General features: G+C 70.0%; 25 protein-coding genes and 2 pseudogenes. 13 read left to right on the forward strand and 14 right to left on the reverse strand.

Annotated elements, in window-relative coordinates:
• Positions 1–127: 127 nt before the first annotated feature.
• The 4 genes and pseudogenes from ACFVYF_RS24180 to ACFVYF_RS24195 form a co-directional block, all read right to left on the reverse strand.
• A complete protein-coding gene (locus ACFVYF_RS24180; protein ID WP_389458467.1) occupies positions 128–1,363 on the reverse strand; it encodes a 4-hydroxybenzoate 3-monooxygenase in 1,236 nt (411 codons plus the stop codon).
• Between the two features lie 70 nt (positions 1,364–1,433).
• Positions 1,434–2,405, reverse strand: a complete 972-nt coding sequence (locus ACFVYF_RS24185; protein ID WP_389458469.1) for an LLM class F420-dependent oxidoreductase — start codon at positions 2,403–2,405, stop codon at positions 1,434–1,436.
• 122 nt (positions 2,406–2,527) lie between these two features.
• Positions 2,528–2,881, reverse strand: a pseudogene (locus ACFVYF_RS24190) (hypothetical protein); the annotation flags it as partial.
• 82 nt (positions 2,882–2,963) lie between these two features.
• Positions 2,964–3,560, reverse strand: a complete 597-nt coding sequence (locus ACFVYF_RS24195) for a TetR/AcrR family transcriptional regulator (protein WP_389458471.1) — start codon at positions 3,558–3,560, stop codon at positions 2,964–2,966.
• 65 nt (positions 3,561–3,625) lie between these two features.
• Here ACFVYF_RS24195 and ACFVYF_RS24200 point away from each other — a divergent pair, with 65 nt between their 5' ends.
• The 5 genes and pseudogenes from ACFVYF_RS24200 (at position 3,626) to ACFVYF_RS24220 (ending at position 7,552) form a co-directional block, all read left to right on the forward strand.
• Positions 3,626–3,958, forward strand: a complete 333-nt coding sequence (locus ACFVYF_RS24200; RefSeq protein ID WP_389458473.1) for an EthD domain-containing protein — start codon at positions 3,626–3,628, stop codon at positions 3,956–3,958.
• Between the two features lie 140 nt (positions 3,959–4,098).
• A pseudogene (locus ACFVYF_RS24205) lies at positions 4,099–4,731 on the forward strand (transposase family protein); the annotation flags it as partial.
• On the forward strand, positions 4,728–6,206 hold the full coding sequence (locus ACFVYF_RS24210) for a serine hydrolase domain-containing protein (RefSeq protein ID WP_389458475.1): 1,479 nt from the start codon (positions 4,728–4,730) through the stop codon (positions 6,204–6,206). The pseudogene ACFVYF_RS24205 and the gene ACFVYF_RS24210, both read left to right, overlap by 4 nt.
• Before the next feature lie 174 nt (positions 6,207–6,380).
• Complete coding sequence (locus ACFVYF_RS24215; RefSeq protein WP_389458477.1) at positions 6,381–7,175, forward strand: SDR family NAD(P)-dependent oxidoreductase; 795 nt, start codon at positions 6,381–6,383, stop codon at positions 7,173–7,175.
• Positions 7,176–7,378: 203 nt separating this feature from the next.
• Positions 7,379–7,552: a CsbD family protein gene (locus ACFVYF_RS24220; protein WP_389458479.1), complete on the forward strand. Its 174-nt coding sequence runs from the start codon at positions 7,379–7,381 to the stop codon at positions 7,550–7,552.
• A gap of 301 nt (positions 7,553–7,853) precedes the next feature.
• Here the strand turns inward: ACFVYF_RS24220 and ACFVYF_RS24225 are convergent, their stop codons facing one another.
• On the reverse strand, positions 7,854–8,270 hold the full coding sequence (locus ACFVYF_RS24225; RefSeq protein ID WP_389458684.1) for an SsgA family sporulation/cell division regulator: 417 nt from the start codon (positions 8,268–8,270) through the stop codon (positions 7,854–7,856).
• 272 nt (positions 8,271–8,542) lie between these two features.
• On the opposite strand from ACFVYF_RS24225, the gene ACFVYF_RS24230 reads away from it, so the two are divergent.
• A complete protein-coding gene (locus tag ACFVYF_RS24230; protein WP_389458481.1) occupies positions 8,543–8,974 on the forward strand; it encodes a hypothetical protein in 432 nt (143 codons plus the stop codon).
• 108 nt (positions 8,975–9,082) lie between these two features.
• Here ACFVYF_RS24230 and ACFVYF_RS24235 read toward each other — a convergent pair whose 3' ends face one another.
• The 4 genes from ACFVYF_RS24235 to ACFVYF_RS24250 all read right to left on the reverse strand — a co-directional run bounded on the left by ACFVYF_RS24235 (position 9,083) and on the right by ACFVYF_RS24250 (position 10,471).
• The gene (locus ACFVYF_RS24235) at positions 9,083–9,517 is read right to left on the reverse strand and encodes an ATP-binding protein (RefSeq protein ID WP_389458482.1); all 435 of its coding nucleotides are present in this window, start codon (positions 9,515–9,517) and stop codon (positions 9,083–9,085) included.
• A gap of 111 nt (positions 9,518–9,628) precedes the next feature.
• Entirely contained in the window at positions 9,629–9,889 is a 261-nt protein-coding gene (locus ACFVYF_RS24240) for a WhiB family transcriptional regulator (protein ID WP_389458484.1), read from the reverse strand.
• A gap of 141 nt (positions 9,890–10,030) precedes the next feature.
• Positions 10,031–10,303: a DUF4190 domain-containing protein gene (locus ACFVYF_RS24245; protein WP_389458486.1), complete on the reverse strand. Its 273-nt coding sequence runs from the start codon at positions 10,301–10,303 to the stop codon at positions 10,031–10,033.
• A 3-nt stretch (positions 10,304–10,306) separates the two neighbouring features.
• Positions 10,307–10,471, reverse strand: a complete 165-nt coding sequence (locus tag ACFVYF_RS24250) for a hypothetical protein (RefSeq protein WP_389458488.1) — start codon at positions 10,469–10,471, stop codon at positions 10,307–10,309.
• Between the two features lie 270 nt (positions 10,472–10,741).
• Between ACFVYF_RS24250 and ACFVYF_RS24255 the strand changes: the two genes are divergently transcribed.
• From ACFVYF_RS24255 to ACFVYF_RS24280, 6 genes are all read left to right on the forward strand, one after another.
• Positions 10,742–12,010, forward strand: coding sequence for an acetyl-CoA carboxylase biotin carboxylase subunit family protein (locus ACFVYF_RS24255; RefSeq protein ID WP_389458686.1), 1,269 nt, complete (start codon positions 10,742–10,744; stop codon positions 12,008–12,010).
• A gap of 16 nt (positions 12,011–12,026) precedes the next feature.
• The gene (locus tag ACFVYF_RS24260; protein WP_389458490.1) at positions 12,027–14,060 is read left to right on the forward strand and encodes a CocE/NonD family hydrolase; all 2,034 of its coding nucleotides are present in this window, start codon (positions 12,027–12,029) and stop codon (positions 14,058–14,060) included.
• A gap of 99 nt (positions 14,061–14,159) precedes the next feature.
• Positions 14,160–14,330: a hypothetical protein gene (locus ACFVYF_RS24265; RefSeq protein ID WP_389458492.1), complete on the forward strand. Its 171-nt coding sequence runs from the start codon at positions 14,160–14,162 to the stop codon at positions 14,328–14,330.
• Positions 14,327–14,812, forward strand: coding sequence for a DUF3662 domain-containing protein (locus ACFVYF_RS24270; RefSeq protein ID WP_389458493.1), 486 nt, complete (start codon positions 14,327–14,329; stop codon positions 14,810–14,812). Before ACFVYF_RS24265 ends, ACFVYF_RS24270 begins: the two co-directional genes overlap by 4 nt.
• Positions 14,813–15,140: 328 nt before the next feature.
• Positions 15,141–16,001: an alpha/beta fold hydrolase gene (locus ACFVYF_RS24275; RefSeq protein WP_389458495.1), complete on the forward strand. Its 861-nt coding sequence runs from the start codon at positions 15,141–15,143 to the stop codon at positions 15,999–16,001.
• Between the two features lie 147 nt (positions 16,002–16,148).
• Positions 16,149–16,502 (forward strand): ANTAR domain-containing protein, encoded by a 354-nt coding sequence (locus tag ACFVYF_RS24280; RefSeq protein WP_389458497.1) that lies wholly within the window; start codon positions 16,149–16,151, stop codon positions 16,500–16,502.
• 87 nt (positions 16,503–16,589) lie between these two features.
• Here the strand turns inward: ACFVYF_RS24280 and ACFVYF_RS24285 are convergent, their stop codons facing one another.
• Both ACFVYF_RS24285 and ACFVYF_RS24290 read right to left on the reverse strand, forming a co-directional pair.
• On the reverse strand, positions 16,590–16,952 hold the full coding sequence (locus tag ACFVYF_RS24285) for a DUF4180 domain-containing protein (protein WP_389458499.1): 363 nt from the start codon (positions 16,950–16,952) through the stop codon (positions 16,590–16,592).
• An 85-nt stretch (positions 16,953–17,037) separates the two neighbouring features.
• On the reverse strand, positions 17,038–17,565 hold the full coding sequence (locus ACFVYF_RS24290; protein ID WP_389458687.1) for an NUDIX hydrolase family protein: 528 nt from the start codon (positions 17,563–17,565) through the stop codon (positions 17,038–17,040).
• A 248-nt stretch (positions 17,566–17,813) separates the two neighbouring features.
• Here ACFVYF_RS24290 and ACFVYF_RS24295 point away from each other — a divergent pair, with 248 nt between their 5' ends.
• Complete coding sequence (locus ACFVYF_RS24295) at positions 17,814–18,362, forward strand: VOC family protein (protein ID WP_389458501.1); 549 nt, start codon at positions 17,814–17,816, stop codon at positions 18,360–18,362.
• Positions 18,363–18,412: 50 nt separating this feature from the next.
• Here the strand turns inward: ACFVYF_RS24295 and ACFVYF_RS24300 are convergent, their stop codons facing one another.
• From ACFVYF_RS24300 to ACFVYF_RS24310, 3 genes are read right to left on the reverse strand one after another with little or no spacing between them, the layout of a single operon-like run.
• Complete coding sequence (locus ACFVYF_RS24300) at positions 18,413–18,763, reverse strand: UBP-type zinc finger domain-containing protein (RefSeq protein ID WP_389458503.1); 351 nt, start codon at positions 18,761–18,763, stop codon at positions 18,413–18,415.
• A complete protein-coding gene (locus ACFVYF_RS24305; RefSeq protein ID WP_389458505.1) occupies positions 18,760–20,217 on the reverse strand; it encodes an ATP-binding protein in 1,458 nt (485 codons plus the stop codon). The genes ACFVYF_RS24300 and ACFVYF_RS24305 overlap by 4 nt, the downstream gene beginning before the upstream one ends.
• Complete coding sequence (locus tag ACFVYF_RS24310; RefSeq protein ID WP_389458508.1) at positions 20,214–21,890, reverse strand: FAD-dependent oxidoreductase; 1,677 nt, start codon at positions 21,888–21,890, stop codon at positions 20,214–20,216. Before ACFVYF_RS24310 ends, ACFVYF_RS24305 begins: the two co-directional genes overlap by 4 nt.
• Positions 21,891–21,920 lie beyond the last annotated feature (30 nt).

Below are 21,920 nucleotides of genomic sequence, written 5' to 3' on the forward strand. Positions count from 1 at the left end.
GTTGTACGGCGGGCGTGACGGTGGGTGTTCAACGAGTACGCGTTTTCGGCACACGTTTTTCTTTCACACCACCGATACCGAGCACGCGTGTGAAGGATCACCCATATGTGTGGGCCATAAGGTGACGCTACGGAGTCGCGCCGATGTACGACTCGGCGAACGCGGTCGCCGCGGCGGGGGAGTCGAGCAGGCGCCGCAGCCGCGCGGTGGCCGCCCCGGCCCGGAAGGGATCGCCCGAGGACGGCCCGTGCAGCAGCTCGGCGAACCACTGCGAGAACTCCTGGTATTCCCATACGCGCCGCAGACACGCCGCCGAATAGCCACGCAGACCACTGTCGTCGCCCGAGCCCCAGTACGTGACGAGCGCGTCGGCGAGCAGCAGCGCGTCGCGCAGCGCGAGGTTCATGCCCTTCGCGGCGATCGGCGCCACCAGATGGGCCGAATCGCCGGCCAGATACAGCCGCCCGTACGTCATCGGCTGCACCACGTAATTGTGCATGTCGAGCACCCGCTTCTCGATCAGCCGGCCCTCGGTGAGCGGGGGAGCACCGGTGACGGCCAGCCGCTCCCGCAGCTCCGTCCAGACCCTGTCGTGCGGCCAGTTCTCCGGGTCGTCGCCGGGCGGGCACTCGAGGTAGTACCGGGTGATCTCGGGGCTGCGGGCCATGTGTGCGCCGAAGCCCCGGGGATGGATGCCGAAGACGACGCAGTCGGAGGACGGCGGCGCCTCGGCGAGCAGCGCCAGCCAGCCGACTCCGTAGTCGAACCGCGAGACGGGGGCGGTCTCCGGAGACAGATACGTACGCGTCACGCCACGCGCGCCGTCGCAGCCGGCGACGACCACGCACTCGATGCGCCGACGCTCTCCGGACTCGGGATCCGTGTACGCCACGGAGGGCTGGGCGCTGTCGAGGCCGTGCAGCCGGACGTCGCGGACGCCGAAGCGGATGTCGCCGTCCCTGACGTCCGCGTACTCCCGCACCAGATCCGTGACCAGCAGGGGCTGCGGATAGACGAAGTGCCGGTCTCCGGACAGTTCCGCGTAGCGGAACCGGTGCCGCTCGCCCTCGAAGCGGAACTCGCACTCGTGGTGCGCCTGCGCCCGCTCCACCAGCCGGGTCGCCAGCCCCCGTCGTTGCAGGGCGCGCACCGCCCATTCCTCGATGAACCCCGCGCGCGGCCGCTGCTCGATGAACTCTCTGCTCTCGGCCTCCAGGACCACGCAGTCGACGCCCGCCGACCGCAGGATGTTGGCGATGGTCAGACCGGCCGGACCCGCACCGACGATGACGACGGGTATGCGCTCGGCAGGCAGGGAGGTGTCGGAGGCGAAGATCACCGAACCATTATGGCGGTGGCTCATCAAGGAGCCTCCGCCCGCCCGCAGTTGCCGGGGGCGGGCGGCCTCCGGTGCCCCCGGCCCAGGACCTGTCCTAGTTGAACGCGCCGCGCAACGCCGGCAGCAGGGTCTTCTCCGACCAGTCCAGATAGGCGGGCTGGGACGCGCCACCGATCTGCACGAGTGCGATCTCGGTGAACCCGGCCTCGGCGTACGGGCGTACGGCCTCCACGAAGGCGTCCGGGTCGTCGCCGCACGGGATCGACTCGGCGACGTCGTCGGGGGTGACGAACTGCGTGGCCCCGGCGAACGACTTGGGGTGCGGCAGTTCGGAGTTGACCTTCCAGCCGCTGCCGAACCAGCGGAACTGGTCGTGCGCCCGCCGTACGGCCGCGTCCCGGTCGGGGTCGTAGCAGACCGGCAGTTGGCCGACCCGAGGCTTGCCCTGTCCGCCGTGCCGGTCGAAGGCGCTGAGCAGTTCCGGCTTGGGTTCCGTGGCGATCACGAGGTCGCCGAGCCGGCCCGCCAGTTCGCAGGACCGCTCGCCGGAGACGGCGATCCCGATCGGCGGCGGCTGGTCGGGCAGATCCCACAGCTTGGCCGACTCCACGTCGAAGTGCGTGCCGCGCCGGGTGACATGGCCGCCTTCGAACAGGTCCCGGATGATGCCGACCGCTTCCTCCAGCATCTCGTGGCGCACGTCGACCGACGGCCAACCACCGCCCACCACATGCTCGTTGAGGTTCTCGCCCGAGCCGAGCCCCAGCCTGAACCTGCCCTCCGCGAGCAGCTGCATCGTCGCCGCCTTCTGCGCCACCACCGCCGGGTGGTAGCGGACGGTCGGGCACGTCACATAGGTCATCAGCGGGATGCGCGAGGTGGCCTGGGCGGCCGCGCCCAGCACACTCCACGCGTAGGGCGAATGCCCCTGCGACTCCAGCCAAGGGAAGTAGTGGTCCGACGTCACCGAGAAGTCGAACCCGGCCTCCTCGGCTCGCACCACATGGTCGACGAGGTCACGCGGGCCGGCCTGCTCCGTCATCATCGTGTATCCGATTTGCACCATAAGACACGGGTCCCCGATCCGATGTTCCGGAAACCGGAAGATCCCTCGTACGGCGCTAAGGGCTGTCCCGTTAATGATCTCTGACGCCTCGGGCGTGGTGGGCCGCTGTGCGGCCCGCCGGCCTATCCGTCGAGGGCGAGGTTGTGCATCTGTGCGCTGCCGAGTACTCGATCAGCCTCGACATCGAAGCCGTGCACCGGATGGCCGTAGTCGTCTTCCGGATCCATCAGCACCGGCTTGCCCAACCGCCGCCCGATCTCTCGAAGGAAGCCGCAGAACACATCAAGTCGCCCCTGCCCCTGCAACTCCCGCAGGTCGACATCGAAGTCGACTTCATCGGCGGCATGGAAACGGAAGATCGCCAGGACATCGGCAGCCGGCCAGACCCGCAGGCTCGGGCACTCCACGTCAGCCGAAGCCGACAGCACGACCTCCGCCCGAGGCACGGGAAGCACCGTCTCGCCCTCGGAGTGTCTGCCCAAGTGCGGGGCTCAGGGCGTGTTGTGAAAGTGCTGGTCGCGGCCACTCGTTGATGTATGCGACCGGCATGGCTGCCTCCTAGGGAGCGGTGCGACTGTCCGTATTGGCGGCCTTGATCCTGTTGGTGACCAACGCGTGAATCAGTCGGCGGTTTGCTTCCTGCGCGGTCATTCCCCAGTCCCACTCGTTCTTGTGGAGCCGTAGGGAGACGACACCGTGCCATACCGACCACAACAGGAGTGCGGAGGCGAACGGCGCGTCCGGGTCGACGAGCCGCGCCAGCTCTACGATGCGCGCCTGGAGTCGGGGGCCATGCGCGGCTCTGGTCTCCGGCAGTGCGTCGCTGCTCTCGAACAGGAGCTGGTATGCGCCCGGGTGGGCCATGCCCCAGGCGATGTAGGCGTCGCCGGCAACGACCAGGTGATCGTCGACTTCGGCCGTGGCGTCGAGGGCCGACTCGACGGCTTCGACCAGCGAGGCGTATTCGGTGTCGAGCACCGCGGAGCGCAGGTCCGCCTCGGAGGGGAAGTGCCAGTACACGGCCGAGGGGGCCACCCCGCAGGCCCGGGCGATCGAGCGCAGCGACGGAACTGCCACCGCTTGGGGCTCCGCCAGCATGCCGATCGCGGCGGCCACGAGCTCGGAGCGTAGGTCGCGGGTGTCTGTCTTGTTCACCAGTTCATTGAACACCCGTTCATGGTAGCGTGCAATGAACAGGTGTTCAGGAAGGTGGCGGCGGCATGCTCAGGCTGATGACGGTGATCAGGAAGCGCCCGGAGGTGTCCACGGAGGACTTCCGCCGCTTCATGGAACTGGAGTACGGACCGACCTATGTGGCACTTCCCCAGGTCAAGGAGTACGTGCAGTACTACCTGACGGACCTCGCGGCGGACGGGGAGGAGGAGCCGATCGACGCGATCGTGGGGATCGGCTTCGAGTCGGAGAGGGAGATGCGCGAGGCCCTCGCAACCGACGATTACCAGAAAGCGCGCGAACTGCGGACGGCCTACATGCGGGACACGTCCGTCGGTATTCATTCGGCCGTTCTGGACCGCAGGGTGCAGCTGGTCTGAGGGCTGTCCCGCAAACGATCTCCGTCCAAGCGCCGTCGCGGGTAGGCGGGGTGATCGGCGTAGGGTGAGGCGAGGTCGATCAGGTCGTCGCATGGCCAGGTCTCGCCGTCGTACTGGCAGTCATAGCGGTTGTCCCACCGGTGACGCTGCTGCGGCGCCAGGGTGCGGACGCGGTCCGCAAGGGCCGGCCGTGGAGCTTTCCGCTGGAGGACCGGGCCCTGCTCGTCGCGGCGTACTGGCGCACGAACCTGACCATGCGCCGGCTCGCCCCGCTGTCCGGGATCTCCAAGTCGGCAGCGGAGCGGATCATCGACAACCTCGGGCCGATGCTCGCCCTCCAGCCCCGCAAGCGGTTCGCCAAGGGGACCGTGCTCATCGTGGACGGCACCCTGGTGCCCACCCGCGACCACACGATCGCAGAGCGGTCGAAGAACTATCGGTACTCCACCAGCCACCAGGTCGTCATCGACGCCGACACCCGCATGGTCGCCGTGGTCGGCCGGCCACTCGCCAGGAACCGCAACGACTGCAAGGCATGGGAGGAATCCGGCGCCAAGGCCGCCGTCGGCAAGACCCTCACGGTCGCCGACGACAGCTACCCAGTCAACGACCCTGTGTACCAGCTGTGTTGGGTCTCAAGGGGTGTGCAGGCGACGCGTGGACACACGAGGTGTCGGAGGGAAGGATGGCCTATGCACCAAGTCGCCGAACTCCGTCCGCGGAGTAGTGGTGCCCACGCCACGTCCGAGCCGCCCGGAGGCCGACCCGCATGAACGCCCGCCCGCTGTCCGTCAGTACCCCCGTCGAGCAGGGCGTCGACGCGTCCGGTATCCAGACTTTCCTCGACGCGGTCGAGGCCGCGCCCGGCATCGAACCGCACAGTCTGATGATCCTGCGGCACGGCCGGCTCGTGGCCTCCGGCTGGTGGGCGCCCTACGCTCCGGAACGACCGCACCTGCTCTATTCGCTGAGCAAGAGCTTCACCGCCACGGCGGCGGGCCTCGCCGCCGCCGAAGGGCTGCTCGACTTCGACGACCCGGTGATCAAGTACTTTCCGGAGTTCGAGGCGGAGATCAGCGATCCCCGCAGCCGCGCCATGCTGGTCCGGCACGTCGCGTCCATGGCGAGCGGCCACCTCGCCGAAACCCACCAGGACGCCTACCGGCGGGACCGCGTGGAGCTGGTCCGCGGCTTCCTGCTGATTCCGCCGGACCGCGACCCCGGCACGGTGTTCGCCTACAACCAGCCCGCCACCTACACCCTCGCCACGATCGTCCAGCGCGTGACCGGCCTGACGCTCACGGACTATCTGCGCCCCCGGCTCCTCGACCCGCTGGGCATCGGCGAAGTGGCCTGGCAGCAGCGCCCGGCCGGCCGTGACCTGGGCTTCAGCGGACTGCACGCGCCGACGGACGCGATCGCCCGCCTGGGCCAGCTGTATCTGCAGGACGGCGTCTGGGAGGGGCGCAGGCTGCTGCCGTCCGGATGGGTCGCCGAGGCCACGCGCCCGCACATCTCGAATGCGGACGGTACGGCGGAGGGGGCGGCGTCCGACTGGCAGCAGGGGTACGGGTTCCAGTTCTGGAAGTCCCGGCACGGGTACCGCGGCGATGGTGCGTACGGCCAGTTCTGCCTTGTCCTGCCCGAGCACGACGCCGTGATCGCCACGACGGCGGCGACCGAGCAGATGCAGGAACTGCTGAATCTCGTCTGGCGGCACCTGCTGCCCGCGTTCGGCGACGCGCCGCTGTCCGGGCGGGACGACGAAGCGCTGCGGCAGCGTCTCGCGGGGCTGGCCCTGGCGCCGCTGGCGGGTGCGTCCGAGCCGTCCGGGCGGGCGGAGTCCTGGTCGGGTGCCCGCTTCTCGCCGGCCGGACCCGCCCGCGCCGATCGGCCGAAAACCCTGACGGAAGTCCTGGTCGAGGCCGGCCCGGACGGCTGGACCCTGTCGCTCGACGAGAGCGGAGCGCGCCTGGACCTGCGGCTCGTCGGGGCCGGCTGGAACATCGGCACGGACGACTCCGTCCCCACGGCGGTGAGCGGAGGATGGACCGGCCCGGACACCCTCCGGGCCGACGTGCTGTTCCTGGAGACCCCGCACCGGCTGGCGGTGACCTGCTCGCTCACGGACCACACCTTCACGGCGCAGTGGTACACGACGCCCCTGCACGGCGGTCCGCTGACCTCGCTCCGCGCCCCGTCCCACTCCCGCTCCCGCGAGCACGGAGGGTCGGCTTCCGGCACGTGACGGCTCGTGACGGCACGTGACGGCATGGGCGCGCGGCCACCGGCTCGCGCTGCCGCGCGCCCGTGGCGGGCCGACGCCGGACGTATGCCATGCCGGCCCCCGGGTAATCGCCGATGATCGTACGGGGACGACGAGGTGTGCCCAGGCGCGCCGTCACGCCAGTGGAGTGTGCTGATGCAACTGAATCTCGAAGGACGGACCGCGCTCGTCAGCGGTTCGACACAGGGGATCGGGGCGGCCATCGCCCTCGGCCTGGCCCGCGCGGGCGCCCGCGTCGGCGTCAACGGCCGTGACGAGGGCCGGGTGCGGGAGGCCGTCGCGCGGCTGGCGGCGCGGGCTCCGGAGGCGCTGTTCGTCCCCGTGGCCGCGGATCTCGGCACCGAGGAGGGAACGGACCGGGCCCTGGCGGAGCTGCCTGCCGTGGACATCCTGGTCAACAATCTCGGGATCTTCGGGGCGAAACCCGCCCTGGAGATCACCGACGAGGAGTGGCGGCGCTACTTCGAGGTGAACGTCCTCGCCGCCGTCCGCCTCACCCGCGCCTGTCTGCCCGGGATGATGGAACGGGGCTGGGGGCGCGTCCAGTACATCGCGAGCGACTCCGCGGTGGCGATCCCGGCCGAGATGATCCACTACGGCATGTCCAAGACCGCGCTGCTCGCCGTGAGCCGGGGGTTCGCGAAGGAGGCCGCGGGCACGGGCGTCACCGTCAACTCGGTCATCGCCGGCCCCACGCACACGGGCGGTGTGGAGGACTTCGTCTACGAGCTCGTGGACCGTGAGGTGCCCTGGGACGAGGCGCAGCGCACCTTCATGCGCGAGCACCGGCCCCAGTCGCTGCTGCAGCGATTGATCGAGCCGGAGGAGATCGCGAACCTCGTCGTCTATCTGAGCTCGGACCAGGCGTCGGCGACGACCGGCGGTGCCGTCCGGGTCGACGGCGGCTACGTCGACTCGATCCTTCCGTAGGCCTGTGCGCGCGGTACGGCGGCCGGTCTCGGCGGAGCAGCCTGGGAGAAGCCGCCTCGGAGGAACCGCCGATATCGCGGCAACGAGAGCCGGCCGCCGAAGAAATCCGCGTGATTTGGCGTCCCGGAGAGTTTGGGACGGCGCGGCAGGGTCAGCCGTATTCGTGAGTACGTATCGCCGAAGCAGTGAGGATGTGAACTGCCGTGGCCAAGAACCAGAAGGCAAAGGGCAAGACGGAGCAGGTCAAGGGAAAGGTCAAGGAGACCACCGGCCGTGCCGTAGGCAATGAACGCATGACCGCCGAGGGAAAGATGGAGCAGTCGAAGGGCGACGTCCGTCAGGCCAAGGAAAAGACCAAGGACGCGTTCCGCCACTGAGGCCACCGAAATCGCCGGAGCCGCCGCCTACTCGTGCGGCGCCAAGGAAATCTCCGGATCCGCCGCACGCTCGTGCGGCGCCACAGAAATGGCCGGAACCGCCGCGCATCCGTGCGGCGGCACCGAAATCGCCGGGCCCGTCGCACCCTCGTGCGGCGGGCCCGGCGATGTGCCGGGCGACCGGTGGCCCTTCCGCCCTCCGGGCGACCGGTGGCCCTTCGCCGAGCACCCGGTGGAGGACAGCAGAGCGGGCCCGCCCGGCCGAGCCGGCGGACCCCGGTACGCCCCGGAGGACCCCGCTTCAGCCGCCGGCGATGACCTCGGCGAGGAAGCCGTCGAGACAGACCTCCTCGTGCCCGGGCCGGACGACCTCGTACGTCTCGTCGAGGAAGGACACGACGGCCGGCGCCCAGGCCAGCACCACGGCATGGTGCCGCTCACCGTCCGCATGGGAGTCGCCGAAGAACTCCAGGCGCAGTTCCTCCCATTGACCCGTGGACTGCGGGCGCATGCGCACGTCTCCCTCGCCGACCGGTCGCCGGATCCCGTCGGCCAGCATCTGCCGGTCGAGTCTCCATCGGGCGAGGACGCGGCCGTCGTGGCTGAACACCACGGTGACGGCGAACGGGTCGTCCGCGTCGTAGGTCATGTGAGCGAGCACGGGGAACCGTCCCGTACCGCCCGCCTCGAGCTGCGTGACGAGCGTCCTGTGGACCATGGGGATCACGAGGGGCCTCCGGAGGAAAGGAAAGTAGAGACCTCTAGTACCCCCGCTCCGCGCATGATGCTCACACGTACGGGGGATTCACACGGAAGTCGCCGGTTCACCCCCCGGCGGTCGCCCGGGCAGGGCCCGACCGGCGGGAAGCCGGACACCTCGGCCCCCGGAAAACGGCCCCGGCGAGCGCTGCCGAGGGGCGGCGGCCGAAGAATCGCACCATTCTGGATGCAGATGCGATCACGTCGCCCACATCGGGGAAGGCGAGTGCCATGAGCGAATCAGAGCTACCGCCGGATGAGCGGCCCGTGGACCTGTACCTCGACCTCCTGCGTCTCCGTATGTCTCCCACCGACTACGCGCTGCTCCTGCGCATGGTCGAACCGGTCCTTGAGGCGATCGAGGAGCAGCGCGTCGGACCGATCGAACTGAGTCTCGAAGGCGCGGACGGCGACACCGTCTCGCAGGAGGTCCGCGACGAGGCGTCACTGGTCGTCGCGGTCGCTGTGACCGGACGCATGGACAACCAGATCGTCGAGATCGAGACCGAGGAGGCGGGTCCCGTCCGGGTCGTCACGGATTCGGGCACCGCCGCGGATCCCGCCCGGTGCAAGGAGATCGCCGACTTCATCGGTGAGCGGCACCGCCAGGACGAGGAACTGCGCGGCATCGCCGAGGTGAGCGGGCTGCCGACCGATGTCTGAGGCCCGTGAGTGTCCGCGGCCGCCCGGCCACGGCGTGGCCTGCGGCTGACGCCCGCCGGGTCTCCGGCGGGCCGCCGGACACCACCGCGGCGTCCGGGGCGAGGTCACTCACCAGGGCAGGAAGACGTGTACTTCCTTGCCGCCGGCCTTCGGCACCACGCTGACCTGGTCGCTCAGCGCGTGGATGAGATGCCAGCCGATGCCCCCGCCACCCTGGCTCGGGTGGAAGGAGCGGGGCGTCGGCGGGGTCGTACTGGTGTCGTGCACGGCCACATGAACACCGTCGAAGGTGCGGCGCATCTCCAGCCGGAACGGCCCGGGGGCGTACTGAACCGCGTTGGCGGCCAGTTCCGTCACCACCAGCAGGACATCGTCCCAGCGCTCTGCCGCGCTGGGCAGGCGCACACGGGAGAGCGCGCGGAGGTAGTCCTCCGCCTCGAGCCGGGCGTCGGTCACATTGCGCAGCTCACCGGCGAAAGTGCTGGTGCGGCCCTCCATCTCCTCGGGTGCCAGGTCCTTGTCCCAATGCGGCTCAGTAGCCATCTCGCCTTCCCGGTTCGTGCGGACGGGATGACGCGCTCTGCTCGCCCCCGCCGCGGGCGGCCGGAGGCCGGGCGTGGGGGCGGGGCGCAGTCGTGGGCACGGCCTGCCGGCCTATGCCGCACGGTCCTCGCGCCGGCGACTGGGCATGCGCCGCTTCAGAGCTCGCCGTTCGTTCTCACTCGTACCGCCCCAGACGCCGATGGTCTGACTGGTGTCGAGTGCCCATTGCAGGCAGGCGTCGCGGACCGGGCAACCCCGGCACACCGCCTTCGCCTCCTGGATCTGCAGCAGCGCCGGGCCTGAGGTGCCGACGGGGAAGAACAGGTCGGGGTCGACGCTGCGGCAAGCCGCGGCGTCCCGCCAGTTCTCCATGACAGGCCTCCTTGGATCGAGTCGTGCCGGTCGGTGGGGCTTCCGTCGTTGTCCGGGTCACCTGCGGACGCACATGTGAAACAGCCGATGCGCGGGCAACTGCCGCCAGAGGAGCTTTTTCACACCTCCACGGCACCGCGGTCACCCCACGATGCTCCACGCGGTGGTGCCGTTCGCCGCCATGAGGACGAAAAGGACCACGATGTCCGCGATGCCGAGCCACAGCCCCAGCAGCGCCCGGAACCGGCGAGGAGTGCCCCGGCGCAGGGCGATCGTGGCCAGGGCTATCGCGATGGGGCCGAGGACGAGATTGAGGACGAGCAGTCCGACGAGGCCGAGGACGAAGGAGGCGACGGCCATTCCTTCGGTGTCCCGCCGGCCGGTCTCCCGGCGCGGTGGTGCTGTCATGCGCATCGGTCACGCCCTCCCCGGCCGGCCGCGCCGGCGCCGCTCACGGACGGCGAACACGGCGAGCCAGCCGGCGATGACCACGCTCGCCACCAAGGTCACGGGCAGCGGGAGGTACGCGGCCGATCCGACGACGAACGCCAGCAGCAGCAGCGCCACGACAAGGAACAGCATGTCTACCTCCCCTCGCGTGCGGTCACGGACACCGGTGAAGATCGCCTGTGCAGCAACATGCGGTTACAGGTTTCCCGCGGCGCCGACGTCACACCTGCGTATGCCGGTTCGCACACGGGATTCACTCGGCCTGCCGCAAAGGGAGATTGGCCGCCCGGCTGCGGGGTACTCCGACGATCTTGCGATGTCAGCCGGAGAAAGGGCAGGTAGTAACCAGTGCCGGAAGAGAACCAGAAGAACGTCTTTGTCATCGGCCTGGACGAGGCCAATATGCCGACACTGCGCGCCGCGCCGGGCGCCAAATCCCTGCGATTCCACGCCCTGTTGTCGATCGAAGAACTACAGGGAGGTGAGGTGTCGGTACCTGACCTCATCGACAAGGCGCAAGGAGTACTGGACGCATTCGACGGAAGCATCGACGCGATCGTCGGCTACTGGGATTTCCCGGTCAGCACCCTCGTCCCCATCCTCGCCGAGCGCTACGGAACCCGCAGCACCAGCCTGGAATCCGTGGTCAAATGCGAGCACAAATACTGGAGTCGGCTCGAACAGCAGAAGGTCACCGACCGGCATCCGCGTTTCGGCCGGGTCGATCTGGAGGCCGACGACCCCCGCCCTCCCGAGGGCGTGCGATTCCCGATGTGGATCAAGCCCGCTCTGTCCTACTCGTCCGAACTCGCCTTCGGTGTCAAGGACATGGACGAATTCCGGGCCGCTGTCGCCCAGGTCCGTGAGGGCATAGCCCGGGTGGGCCGCCCCTTCGAGTACATCCTCGACCGGGTCGACCTGCCGCCGGAGATGGACGGGGTCGGCGCCCAGGTGTGCCTCGCCGAAGAGGCGATGACCGGGCTCCAGGTCGCCGTCGAGGGATACGTCCACGAGGGCGAAGTGACCGTCTACGGCGTGCTGGACTCCATCAACTACCCCGACACGCCGTGCTTCCTGCGTCACCAGTACCCCTCGACGCTTCCGCCGCCGGTGATCCGGGAACTCCACGAAGTCACCGAGCGCGTGATGACCCGGATCGGCTTCGACTCCGCCACCTTCAGCGTGGAGTACTTCTACGACCCGAAGACCCAGGAGATCAGTCTGCTGGAGATCAACCCCCGGCACTCCCAGAGCCACGCGGAGCTCTTCCAGTACGTCGACGGCGTACCCAACCACCACTGCATGCTCGGCCTCGCCCTCGGCGACGACCCGCGCATGCCGCACCGCGAGGGTTCCTACGCGACTGCCGCGAAGTGGTACCACCGCTGGTTCACCGACGGAGTGGTGCGCGACGTCCCGTCCGCCGAGGACATCGAGCGCATCGAGCGGGACATCGCCGGAGTGCGCGTCGATGTCGTGCCCGAGCGCGGACAGCGGCTCTCCGAACTGTCCCAGCAGGACAGCTACAGCTTCGAGTTGGCCCACGTCTTCACCGGAGGCAGCGACGAGAAGGACCTGCGCGAGAAGTACGACCACTGCGTGGCCGCGCTGGGTCTGACCTTCGACGAGAACCCGCAGGAAAAGCTCGAGAACGAGAACCCGCACCACTGAGGAGCACGCCGGCCCTATGCGTTACGTGACCAATCTGCCGTACGCCACCAAGGAAGAAGACCACGTCAGCATCCCCATGTCGGACGGTGTCCGGCTGTCGGCGCGTATCTGGCGTCCCACGTCCTCGGACCAGGAGCCCGTCCCCGCGGTGCTGGAGTACATCCCCTACCGCAAGCGCGACCTGACCGCCGTGCGCGACTCCCTGCACCACCCGTACATCGCCGGGCACGGCTACGCCTGCGTCCGGGTCGACCTGCGCGGCACCGGCGAGTCCGAGGGAGTGCTGAAGGACGAGTACCTGGAACGGGAGCAGGCCGACGCGGAGGAGGTCCTCGCCTGGCTCGCCGACCAGCCGTGGTGCGACGGGAGCACCGGCATGATGGGCCTGTCGTGGGGCGCCTTCGCCGCCCTCCAGGTGGCCGCCCGGCGGCCGCCGAGCCTGCGCGCCATCGTCATCGCCTCCTTCACCGACGACCGGCACGCCGACGACATGCACTACATGGGCGGCGCCATGCTCTCGGACAACCTGGCCGAGGCCGGCACCATGTTCGCCTACGCCACCTGCCCGCCCGATCCCGCGGTGGTCGGCGACCGCTGGCGCGCCATGTGGCACGAACGGCTGGAGAACACCAGCCCCTGGGCTCTCGAGTGGCTCCGCCACCAGCGCCGCGACGACTACTGGCGCCATGCCTCGGTCTCCGAGAACTACCAGGACGTACGCTGCCCCGTCCTCGCCTCCAGCGGCTGGGCGGACGGGTACTCCAACGCGGTGACCCGGCTGCTCGGCAACCTGGACGTGCCCCGCAAGGGGCTGATCGGACCCTGGTCGCACAAGTTCCCCCACCTCGGGGAGCCCGGCCCGGCCATCGGGTACCTCCAGGAGGTCGTGCGGTGGTGGGACCACTGGCTCAAGGGTGCCGACAACGGCGTGATGGACGGCCCCATGCTGCGGACCTGGATGCAGGACAGCGTGCCGCCGTCCACCTCGTACGAGGAGCGGCCGGGCCGCTGGGTTGCGGAACCCACCTGGCCGTCCCCGCACATCCGCCCCGTCACCCATCCGCTGACCCGCCACCGGATCGGCTCTCCCGGCGAGGCCGCCCCGGACGGCGACGGAGCCGCGATGACGGTGCGCTCGCCGCTGTCCGTCGGCCAGTTCGCGGGCAAGTGGGCCTCCTACAACGCGCCCCCGGACCTGCCCTACGACCAGCGCGAGGAGGACGGCGGCTCCCTCGTCTTCGAGACCGAGCCGCTGACCGAACGGCTGGAGATCCTCGGCTCGCCGACCGTCGAACTCGACCTCTCGGCCGACGCCCCGGTCGCGATGGTCGCCGCGCGGCTGTCCGACGTCAGCCCGGACGGCGCGGCCACCCGGGTCACGTACGGCCTGCTGAACCTCACCAGGCGCGACGGCACCGAGCACCCCGAACCCCTGGAGCCCGGACAGCGCTACCGGGCGACCGTGCACCTCAACGGAGTCGCGCAGGCGTTCCCGCCGGGGCACCGCATCCGGCTGTCCCTGTCCACGTCGTACTGGCCGCTGGCCTGGCCGCCCCCCGGGCCGGCCCTGCTGAGCGTTCACGAACACTCCAGCACCCTCACGCTCCCGGTCCGGCCGACGGACGAACCCGACGAGACGCCCGCCCAGCCATTCGCGGAGCCCGAGGGAACCCCGCCGCTCACGGTGACCCGGCTGGAGCCGCCGGAGGCGCGGTGGGAGGTGAAGCGGGACCTGGTCGGCTACCGCGCCGAACTGGAGATCGTGAAGGACCAGGGGCTGATCCGCCTCGACGAGATCGGTCTCGACGTCGGCCGCCGCGCCTACGAGCGCTACACGTCCGTCGCCGACGACTTCACCTCGGCCACCGGCGAGACCACCTGGACCATGCGCTTCCGCCGCGACGACTGGGACGTGCGGGTGGTGACGCACACCCGGGTCCGCTGCGACGAGCGGGACTTCTTCGTGGACGCCACCCTCGACGGCTACGAGGGCGACCGCCGGGTGTTCTCCCGTACCTGGAACGAGACGGTGCCGCGCGATCTGCTCTAGGCCCTGTCGGCCGAGGACATGCGTTGATGTCCGCTGCCCGGGCACCCGCGAGGGAGAAGCGGAGCAGAACCACACAAACGAGCGCTGGAGGCCTTCCCCATGACCGTCCCCGATGAGCACCGCCCCCACACCGCCGCCACCGATCCGGCAGCCCGACGTCCGGACGAGGCCCAGGGGCGGGGCGGCACCGGCCGCACGCTGCGCGAAGCCCTGGAGGAGGCCCAGGTGCGTCCGGACGACTTCACGGAGAGGGAGGGGAATCAGGCGTGAGTGCACTCACCGGCTTGGAACGGGCGCTGGAGCGCCTCGGCGGGACGCTGCTCGCGCGCGTCCGCCACAAGGAACCGGTCGAACTGGTCGAGGCCCTGCACCGGGAGTGCGACGAACACGTGGTCGTGTGCAGCGAGAGCCGCGTCGTTGTCCCCAACGCCTACGACGTGGAGCTGGCCGAGTTCGCCTTCGAGGAGATCGAGCGCAACGGCGACCGTATCGACCAGGTGCTCACCGAGAGCCTGCTTCGCCACGGCGAGCGCAAGGGCTATGAATGGGCCGGCCCGCTCGCGGTGCATGTCACCAAGTCCCGCCATGTGCCCAACGGGCGCTACCGCGTGGGAAGCCGGGTCATGCACCACGTGCGTGCCGACGCGTTCCGGTCCCCGGAGCCGGCCGAAGTGCCGGTCGTCCAGGCCGAGTCGCCCGCCCCGGCGCCCGTGGGACGCGGCCTGCTGCCGCAGCCGCGACCGCAGATGTGAGGGCGGCCCGCCGGGACGTCGTCCGCGGCGGGCCCGGCCGGGCTACTCCCCGCGGTGCCGCCAGTACCAGACGACGCCGATCAGCGCGGCGACGAGGAACGCCACCGGCAGGATCAGGCCGGGAATCCGGGCGGCGTTCACAGGGCGCCCCCGGTGCGGGACGGGAGACGTGGGGAGGGCGTGCCGGCCATGGCGGTCTTTCTTCTCGAGCGGGTATCCAGCCTGATAGTGGCCTCGTACGACGGGTTCTGGCCAGCCAGAGCGCAATAGGAGGTCTGTGTCAAGTACCCCTGTGCGTGCCGTCCACGACTCACCGGATGGAGGGACCATGTTCGAGGGCTTCGAGACCAGTACCGTCCAGGCCGGGGAGGCCTCCGTCTTCGTCCGGTACGGCGGGGAGGGGCCGCCGGTGCTGTTGCTGCACGGCCACCCCAGGACCTCCGCGACCTGGCACCGCGTCGCTCCGCAGCTGGTCGACCGGGGCTTCACGGTCGTCTGTCCGGACCTTCGCGGATACGGCCGGTCCCGTGGCCCGGCGCCCACCGCGGACCACACGGCCCACTCCAAGCGCGCCGTCGCCAACGACCTGGTGGCGGTGATGCGTTCCCTCGGACACGACAGGTTCGCGCTGGCCGGCCACGATCGAGGAGGCCCGGTCGCTCTGCGTCTCGCCCTCGACCACCCGGACCTGGTATCACGGGCCGCGCTGCTCGACTGCCTGCCCATCAGCGAGCATCTGTCCCGTATCACCGCGCGGTTCGCCACCCAGTGGTGGCACTGGTTCTTCTTCGCCCAGCCGGACATCCCCGAACGGGTCATCAACGCCGACCCGGACCGCTGGTACCACGGCGACCCGGAGGTCATGGGGCGGGAGAACCACGACGAATGGCGCGCGGCCACCAGGAACCCCGAGGTGGTGCGGGCGATGCTGGAGGACTACCGGGCCGGCCTGACCGTCGACCGACGCGACGAGGAGGCCGACCGGGCCGCCGGAGTGCGGATCCGGTGCCCCGCGCTCGTCCTGTGGTCGCTCCGGGACGATCTCGAGGACCTCTACGGCGATCCGCTGAAGATCTGGCGGGACTGGGCACCCGACCTGCGCGGTCACGGGATCGACTCCGGGCACCACATGGCCGAGCAGGCACCGGACGAACTCGCCGCCGCCCTCGGAGACTTCTTCGCCGCCTGACCGGACGGCGGGGGTCACCCGGCCTGTGGAGCAGGCGGGCAGACGTTCCTGTGGTGCCAAGGCCCCGTCCCTGCGTCCGTCCGCGATTTCTGGGCAGACGACATACTGATTCTTTGACGCCGGACTCCCCGGAACCCGGAGGCGACGTTGACGTACAACACACAGGATCCACGCCCTGCCCAGATCACCCAGGAGCGGGACGCGGAGAAGTTGGTGCAGCTGGAGGACGAGAACCTCCAGCTGAAGCAGGCGGTGCACTCGCATGCCACGGTCGATCAGGCGATCGGTGTCGTCCTGGCCGTCGGCGAGCTGGCACCGGACGACGCCTGGGAGATCCTGCGGGAGGTCTCCCAGCGCACGAACGTCAAACTGCGGCACGTGGCCGAGGTGATCGTCGAGTGGGCGCGCACGGGCGAGCTGGCCGCCGAGATCAAGGGCGAGCTGGAGCGCGAACTCCGTCTGGCCCGGCTCCGCAGGCAGTCGGCGGAGCGGACCGGCTGACGCGGAGCGGACCGGCTGACGCGGACCGGACCGGCTGACGCGGATCGCACTCGCTGAGCCGGCCCCCCGTGGACCGAGCGACCCGGCCTAGTTCTTCAGCCGCTCCCGCAGTTCCTCCTCATCGGCGAGGAACCAGGTCTGGCGCCCGCGGTTGCCTTCGCGGACGAAGTCCCGCAGCGACGAACTGTCCGCCGTGTGGCGGGAGATGTCACCGAGGACGACGAGTCCTATCCGGTAGTTGGCGAACTTCTGGACGATGTCGCCGGCGACGCGGGTGCGCAGCTGGAAGAACGCGTCGTCGAACCGCTCGGCGGGGATGACGGCCCACTGGGCGCCCTGGTAGGAGGCGTTGCCGATGACATCCAGGGCGTCCTGTTCGCTTGCGATGACCTCGTCCTCGGGGGCGTACATCAGGACGGACACGCCATGGATCGTCTGGAGGGTGCTCATGGGGGTCAGGCTACGTCCGGATGCGGACGCGGTCGATCTGTTTCCCGGCGGACGAAGTCCCGCCCGCATCCGTGCCGCTCGGTCGTCAGGACACGCAACCGACGTGCGCGAGCGCCTGCTTGAGGAGAACTCCGTGTCCGCCCGGCATCTCGTTGAGGACCCCTGGGGAGACGGCCTCCTGCGGGCTGAACCAGACCAGGTCGAGAGCGTCCTGCCGGGGCCGGCAGTCACCGGTCACCGGGACGACGTACGCGAGCGACACCGCGTGCTGGCGTGGGTCGTGGTACGGGGTGACGCCGTACGTCGGGAAGTACTCGGCGACGGTGAAGGGCTGCAGGGACGACGGCACCCGGGGCAGTGCCACCGGGCCCAGGTCCTTCTCCAGATTTCGCAGTAGAGCGTCCCGTACCCGTTCGTGGTGCAGGACGCGGCCGGAGACGAGGGTACGGCTGACCGTCCCGTCCGGCCCGATGCGCAGCAGCAGTCCGATGCTGGTGACTTCGCCGCTGTCGTCGACGCGCACGGGCACGGCCTCGACGTACAGGATCGGCATGCGCGCCCGCGCCTGCTCGAGTTCGTCGGCGCTCAGCCAGCCGGGCGTGGTCTCGGTCATGTCAGACATTGGCTGATCATACTTTCCATCCCGCCCCGCCTCCCAGCGTGTCCCCTTACCGCCTTGCGCGTGTTCCGCACGCGTGGTCCGGGCAGCCGGTTGCGCCCCACCGACCGCGCTCGCCTGATCGGCCCCGCCCGCACCGGCGGGTCGCCGCTCGGGCGGCCGCATGACGGGGGAGGAGGTCTAGAGTGAGCGGAAGGTGGTTGAAACGCCAACCAGGTCTTTCCTATCTGAGGAGCTCCCCCATGGAACCCATGGATTCGGTGGACCCCAGCCCTGCACACCCCGTGGACCCCAGCCCTGTGATCTCCGTGGATCTGGCCGCGCTCGAAGCCGAGCGCGCGCGGATCCGGGACACCCACCTGGCCGCGGAGCGACCGGCGAGCTCCGCCCGCGGGGTGCACCACCTCGCGCTGCTCTCCTCCGACGTGGAACGGACCGTGCGGTTCTACCAGGACGTCCTGGAGTTCCCCCTCACGGAGATCATCGAGAACCGCGACTACAAGGGCTCGACGCACTTCTTCTTCGACCTGGGCAACGGCAACCTGCTGGCCTTCTTCGACTTCCCCGGACTCGACCTCGGTCCCTACGCCGAAGTGCTCGGCGGACTCCACCACCTGGCCGTCTCGGTCGACCCCACCACCTGGCGGCGGCTGCGCGAGCGGCTCTCCGCCGCAGGCGTCGAGTACCAGGAGGAGAGCGGTTCGTCGCTCTACTTCCGTGACCCCGACGGCGCCCGTGTCGAACTGCTCGCCGAGCCCCTCGGCGAGATGTACGGCAGCTCCGTGCGCTGAGTCGGCTCAGCGCGGCCCGGACCGGCGTGCCCACCCCGTGATCCCTCGCGTCAGCGCAGCCGTTCCGCCCAGTTCGCCGGCACGCGTCCGGCGGGTCCCGGTACGGGCTGGTCGGCCGGGTGGCTGAGCGGGGGAGCGAGCTCCGGCCCCGACTCGTACAGCTCGGAGGTCTCGAAGTTCCAGAACCAGCTCTCACCGGGTTCGTAGCTGCGGATGAAGGGATGACCCGACTCCTGCGCGTGCGCGGTGGCGTGCTTCGCCGGCGAGTCGTCACAACAGCCGACGTGACCGCACTGGGCGCAGCGCCGCAGATGGAACCACCATCCGCCGGCGGCATCGCAGTCGAGGCACCCCGTGCCGCTCGGCGGGACGCTGGGATCGATTCCGGCGGGCAGGCTCATGACGGCTCCTCGGGCGGGTCGGGTTCCTCTGCGGTCAGCGGCAGGCGGACCTGGAAACGGGTGTCGCCGGGTACCGACTGCACCTCGAGATGGCCGTGGTGCTTGTTGACGACGATCCGCCAGGAGATGTCGAGGCCGAGCCCCGTACCCTCGCCCACCGGCTTGGTGGTGAAGAACGGATCGAAGATGCGGCCGCGGATCTCCGCGGGCACCCCGGGTCCCGTGTCCCGGAACTCGACCAGCAGCCGGTCCCGGTCGAGCGCGGTCCGCACGGTCAGCGTGCCGTCCCCGTCCGTGCTGTTCATCGCCGAGACCGCGTTGTCGATGAGGTTGGTCCACACCTGGTTGAGCTCGCCGGGGTAGCCCGGGATGCGCGGGAGCGTACGGTCGTAATCCTTGACGACGGTGATGCGCGGCCCGATCTTGGCGGAGAGCATCAGCAGGGTGCTGTCGAGCAGTTCGTGCACGTCGCAGACCTGGTACGGGGCGCGGTCGAGCTGGGAGTACTGCTTGGCGGCGTCGACCAGATGCGAGATACGGGTGGTGGAGTCCTCGATCTCGGTCATGAGGAGCTCGGTCTCCACGGTGTAGTTGAGCCAGCCGACGGCCCCCGGGAGGATCTCCTCGTCCACGGCCGCCGCGACCTGGTCGAGCCAGTCGAGGTCGAGGCCGGCCTGCACGAACGTGGGCGCGAGCCGCCACCCGTCGGTGATGCCGTGGTCGTCGAACCAGTCGCTGAGGGCGTCCTCCCGGTCGGCGGCCTCCAGCGGGCTGAGCACGGGGGCCTTGGCGACCCGTTCCGCCGTGCGCTCCTGGATCTCGATGAGGCCGGCCAGGTCCTCGCGCGTGAACGGGCCGCCGGCGATGATGCCCAGCTTGTGCCGCATCTTGGCCACCCGTTCCCGCAGGGACGAGGTGGCCCGCACCGCCGCCGCGGCCGGGTTGTTCAGCTCATGGGTCAGGCCGGCCGACAGCGAGCCGAGGGCCAGCAGCCGCTCCCGCTGCCCGATCGCCTGCTGGGTGTTCTTCGAACCGAAGAAGAGCCCCTCCAGCAGATGGACGGCCATCGGGAACCAGTCCTGCATGATGGCCGCGAAGGTCTCGGCGGGCAGCACGAAGAACCGCGAGGGCTCGGTGACCCGCATGGAGCTGTTGTAGACCGGCCGCACCCGGTCACCCAGGTAGGCCTGCATGGCGCCGGAGTACACACCGCGACTGGAACTGCGGCTGATCTCCACGTCGTCGTCCCCGACCCGGCGCGAGAGCACGACCGTGCCCTCCAGGAGCACGAAGAAGCAAGCGGCCGGCTCACCCTCGGTGTAGACGGACCCCGGTGCGAACTGCTCCACCCGGCCCTCGCGGCACAGCCGGTCGAGCTGGTCGGCGTCGAGCTTCTCGAAGAGGAACAGCGTGCTGAGCTCGGCGACGCTGCACGGCACCGGCCGCCCGCTCATGACTGTTCCAGATAACGGTGGACGAGCATCACTGCCATGGCTCCCTCTCCGACCGCGGACGCGACCCGCTTCGCGGACTCGGCGCGCGCGTCGCCGGCCACGAACACGCCGGGCACATTCGTCTCCAGGTGGTACGGCGGCCGGTCCAGCTCCCAGCCGGCGGGCGGCTGACCGTCGTCGGTCATGTCGGGGCCGGCCATGATGAACCCGCGCGGGTCCCTGAGCACCGTCCCGTCCAGCCAGTCGGTGAGCGGGGCCGCGCCGATGAACACGAACATCCACTGCGCGTCGACGAGTTCGGTGTGACCGCTCGCCACGTCCTTCAGGGTGAGCTGCTCGAGATGGTCCGAACCGTGCGCTGCCTCGACGACCGTGCCGTGGCGCACGCTGATGTTGGGCGCGTCCTCGATCTGCTGGACGAGGTAATGCGACATCGACGCCGACAGCGACGAACCGCGCACCAGGATGGTGACCGACTTCGCGCCCCGGGACAGATACATGGCGGCCTGCCCCGCCGAGTTGGCCCCGCCGACGATGTACACGTCGTGCCCCTGGCAGGCGGCCGCCTCGGTCAGGGCCGAGCCGTAGAACACCCCGCACCCGGTCAGATCGGCCAGTCCCGGCGCCGCCAGCTGCCGGTAGGACACACCCGTCGCCAGGATCACGCTGTGCGCGGCGATGGCGGAGCCGTCCGAGAACCGGACGGTGCGCGAGGCGCCGGTGACGTCGAGCCCGGTGACCTCGCGGGTGGTGAGGATCTCGGCGCCGAACCTGGTCGCCTGCCGTCGTGCGCGGTCGGTGAGCTGCGCCCCGGACACGCCGTCCGGGAAGCCGAGGTAGTTCTCGATCCGTGAGCTCTGGCCCGCCTGGCCGCCGGTCGCCGACCGCTCGACGAGTACGGTCCGCAGCCCCTCCGACGCCCCGTACACGGCCGCCCCGAGCCCGGCCGGGCCGCCGCCGATGACCACCAGGTCGTAGAACTCGGCCGCCGGTGTGGTGGCCAGTCCGACGTGCTCCGCGAGGTCCGGGTCCTCGGGCTCGACGAGCGGGGTGCCGTCCGGGGTCACCACGAGCGGCAGCCGCTGCCCGTCCTGCCCGGCGGCGGACAGCAGACGCCGGCCCTCTGGGCTGTCGGACGAGTACCAGCGGTAGGGCACCTGGCTGCGGGCCAGGAAGTCCCGCACCCCCGCCGAACGCGCCGACCAGCGGTGTCCCACCACCTTGCAGACCGCCACGGGCCGGTAGTCGGCGCTCCGCCAGGCGTCCAGCAGATCGTCCAGGACCGGATAGAGCTTCTCCTCCGGCGGGTCCCAGGGCTTGAGCAGGTAGTGATCAAGGTCGATCACATTGATCGCGTCGATCGCCGCGCTCGTGTCGGCGTACGCGGTCAGCAGCACCCGCCGCGCCCCCGGATACACATCCAGGGCCTGCTCCAGGAACTCGATGCCGTTCATCTGCGGCATCCGGTAGTCGGCCAGGATCACCGCCACCTGGTCGCCGCGCAGCTTCAGCTCGCGCAGTGCGTCCAGGGCGGCGTCCCCGGACTCGGCACGCACGATCCGGTAGGTCTCGCCGTAGCGACGCCGCAGATCGCGTGCCACGGCGCGCGACACCCCGGGATCGTCATCCACGGTCAGGATGACGGTCCGCGCCGGACTGGCGGCCTGAGTCATACGTCTCCCACCCCGAGCAGGTCCGTGTAC

The sequence above is a fragment of the Streptomyces sp. NPDC058274 genome, assembly GCF_042881375.1.
Lineage (GTDB): Bacteria > Actinomycetota > Actinomycetes > Streptomycetales > Streptomycetaceae > Streptomyces.

Excerpts from the sequence above, each read along its gene's own strand:
- ACFVYF_RS24265 (WP_389458492.1), top strand. The coding sequence starts at position 14,160 with ATGACCGTCCCCGATGAGCACCGCCCCCACACCGCCGCCACCGATCCG.
- ACFVYF_RS24310 (WP_389458508.1), bottom strand. The coding sequence starts at position 21,890 with ATGACTCAGGCCGCCAGTCCGGCGCGGACCGTCATCCTGACCGTGGAT.
- ACFVYF_RS24240 (WP_389458484.1), bottom strand. The coding sequence starts at position 9,889 with ATGGAGAACTGGCGGGACGCCGCGGCTTGCCGCAGCGTCGACCCCGAC.
- ACFVYF_RS24285 (WP_389458499.1), bottom strand. The coding sequence starts at position 16,952 with ATGAGCACCCTCCAGACGATCCATGGCGTGTCCGTCCTGATGTACGCC.
- ACFVYF_RS24295 (WP_389458501.1), top strand. The coding sequence starts at position 17,814 with ATGGAACCCATGGATTCGGTGGACCCCAGCCCTGCACACCCCGTGGAC.
- ACFVYF_RS24290 (WP_389458687.1), bottom strand. The coding sequence starts at position 17,565 with ATGACCGAGACCACGCCCGGCTGGCTGAGCGCCGACGAACTCGAGCAG.
- ACFVYF_RS24180 (WP_389458467.1), bottom strand. The coding sequence starts at position 1,363 with ATGAGCCACCGCCATAATGGTTCGGTGATCTTCGCCTCCGACACCTCC.
- ACFVYF_RS24200 (WP_389458473.1), top strand. The coding sequence starts at position 3,626 with ATGCTCAGGCTGATGACGGTGATCAGGAAGCGCCCGGAGGTGTCCACG.
- ACFVYF_RS24225 (WP_389458684.1), bottom strand. The coding sequence starts at position 8,270 with ATGGTCCACAGGACGCTCGTCACGCAGCTCGAGGCGGGCGGTACGGGA.
- ACFVYF_RS24245 (WP_389458486.1), bottom strand. The coding sequence starts at position 10,303 with ATGCGCATGACAGCACCACCGCGCCGGGAGACCGGCCGGCGGGACACC.
- ACFVYF_RS24300 (WP_389458503.1), bottom strand. The coding sequence starts at position 18,763 with ATGAGCCTGCCCGCCGGAATCGATCCCAGCGTCCCGCCGAGCGGCACG.
- ACFVYF_RS24275 (WP_389458495.1), top strand. The coding sequence starts at position 15,141 with ATGTTCGAGGGCTTCGAGACCAGTACCGTCCAGGCCGGGGAGGCCTCC.
- ACFVYF_RS24185 (WP_389458469.1), bottom strand. The coding sequence starts at position 2,405 with ATGGTGCAAATCGGATACACGATGATGACGGAGCAGGCCGGCCCGCGT.
- ACFVYF_RS24260 (WP_389458490.1), top strand. The coding sequence starts at position 12,027 with ATGCGTTACGTGACCAATCTGCCGTACGCCACCAAGGAAGAAGACCAC.
- ACFVYF_RS24210 (WP_389458475.1), top strand. The coding sequence starts at position 4,728 with ATGAACGCCCGCCCGCTGTCCGTCAGTACCCCCGTCGAGCAGGGCGTC.
- ACFVYF_RS24250 (WP_389458488.1), bottom strand. The coding sequence starts at position 10,471 with ATGCTGTTCCTTGTCGTGGCGCTGCTGCTGCTGGCGTTCGTCGTCGGA.
- ACFVYF_RS24235 (WP_389458482.1), bottom strand. The coding sequence starts at position 9,517 with ATGGCTACTGAGCCGCATTGGGACAAGGACCTGGCACCCGAGGAGATG.
- ACFVYF_RS24230 (WP_389458481.1), top strand. The coding sequence starts at position 8,543 with ATGAGCGAATCAGAGCTACCGCCGGATGAGCGGCCCGTGGACCTGTAC.
- ACFVYF_RS24255 (WP_389458686.1), top strand. The coding sequence starts at position 10,742 with ATGCCGACACTGCGCGCCGCGCCGGGCGCCAAATCCCTGCGATTCCAC.
- ACFVYF_RS24215 (WP_389458477.1), top strand. The coding sequence starts at position 6,381 with ATGCAACTGAATCTCGAAGGACGGACCGCGCTCGTCAGCGGTTCGACA.
- ACFVYF_RS24305 (WP_389458505.1), bottom strand. The coding sequence starts at position 20,217 with ATGAGCGGGCGGCCGGTGCCGTGCAGCGTCGCCGAGCTCAGCACGCTG.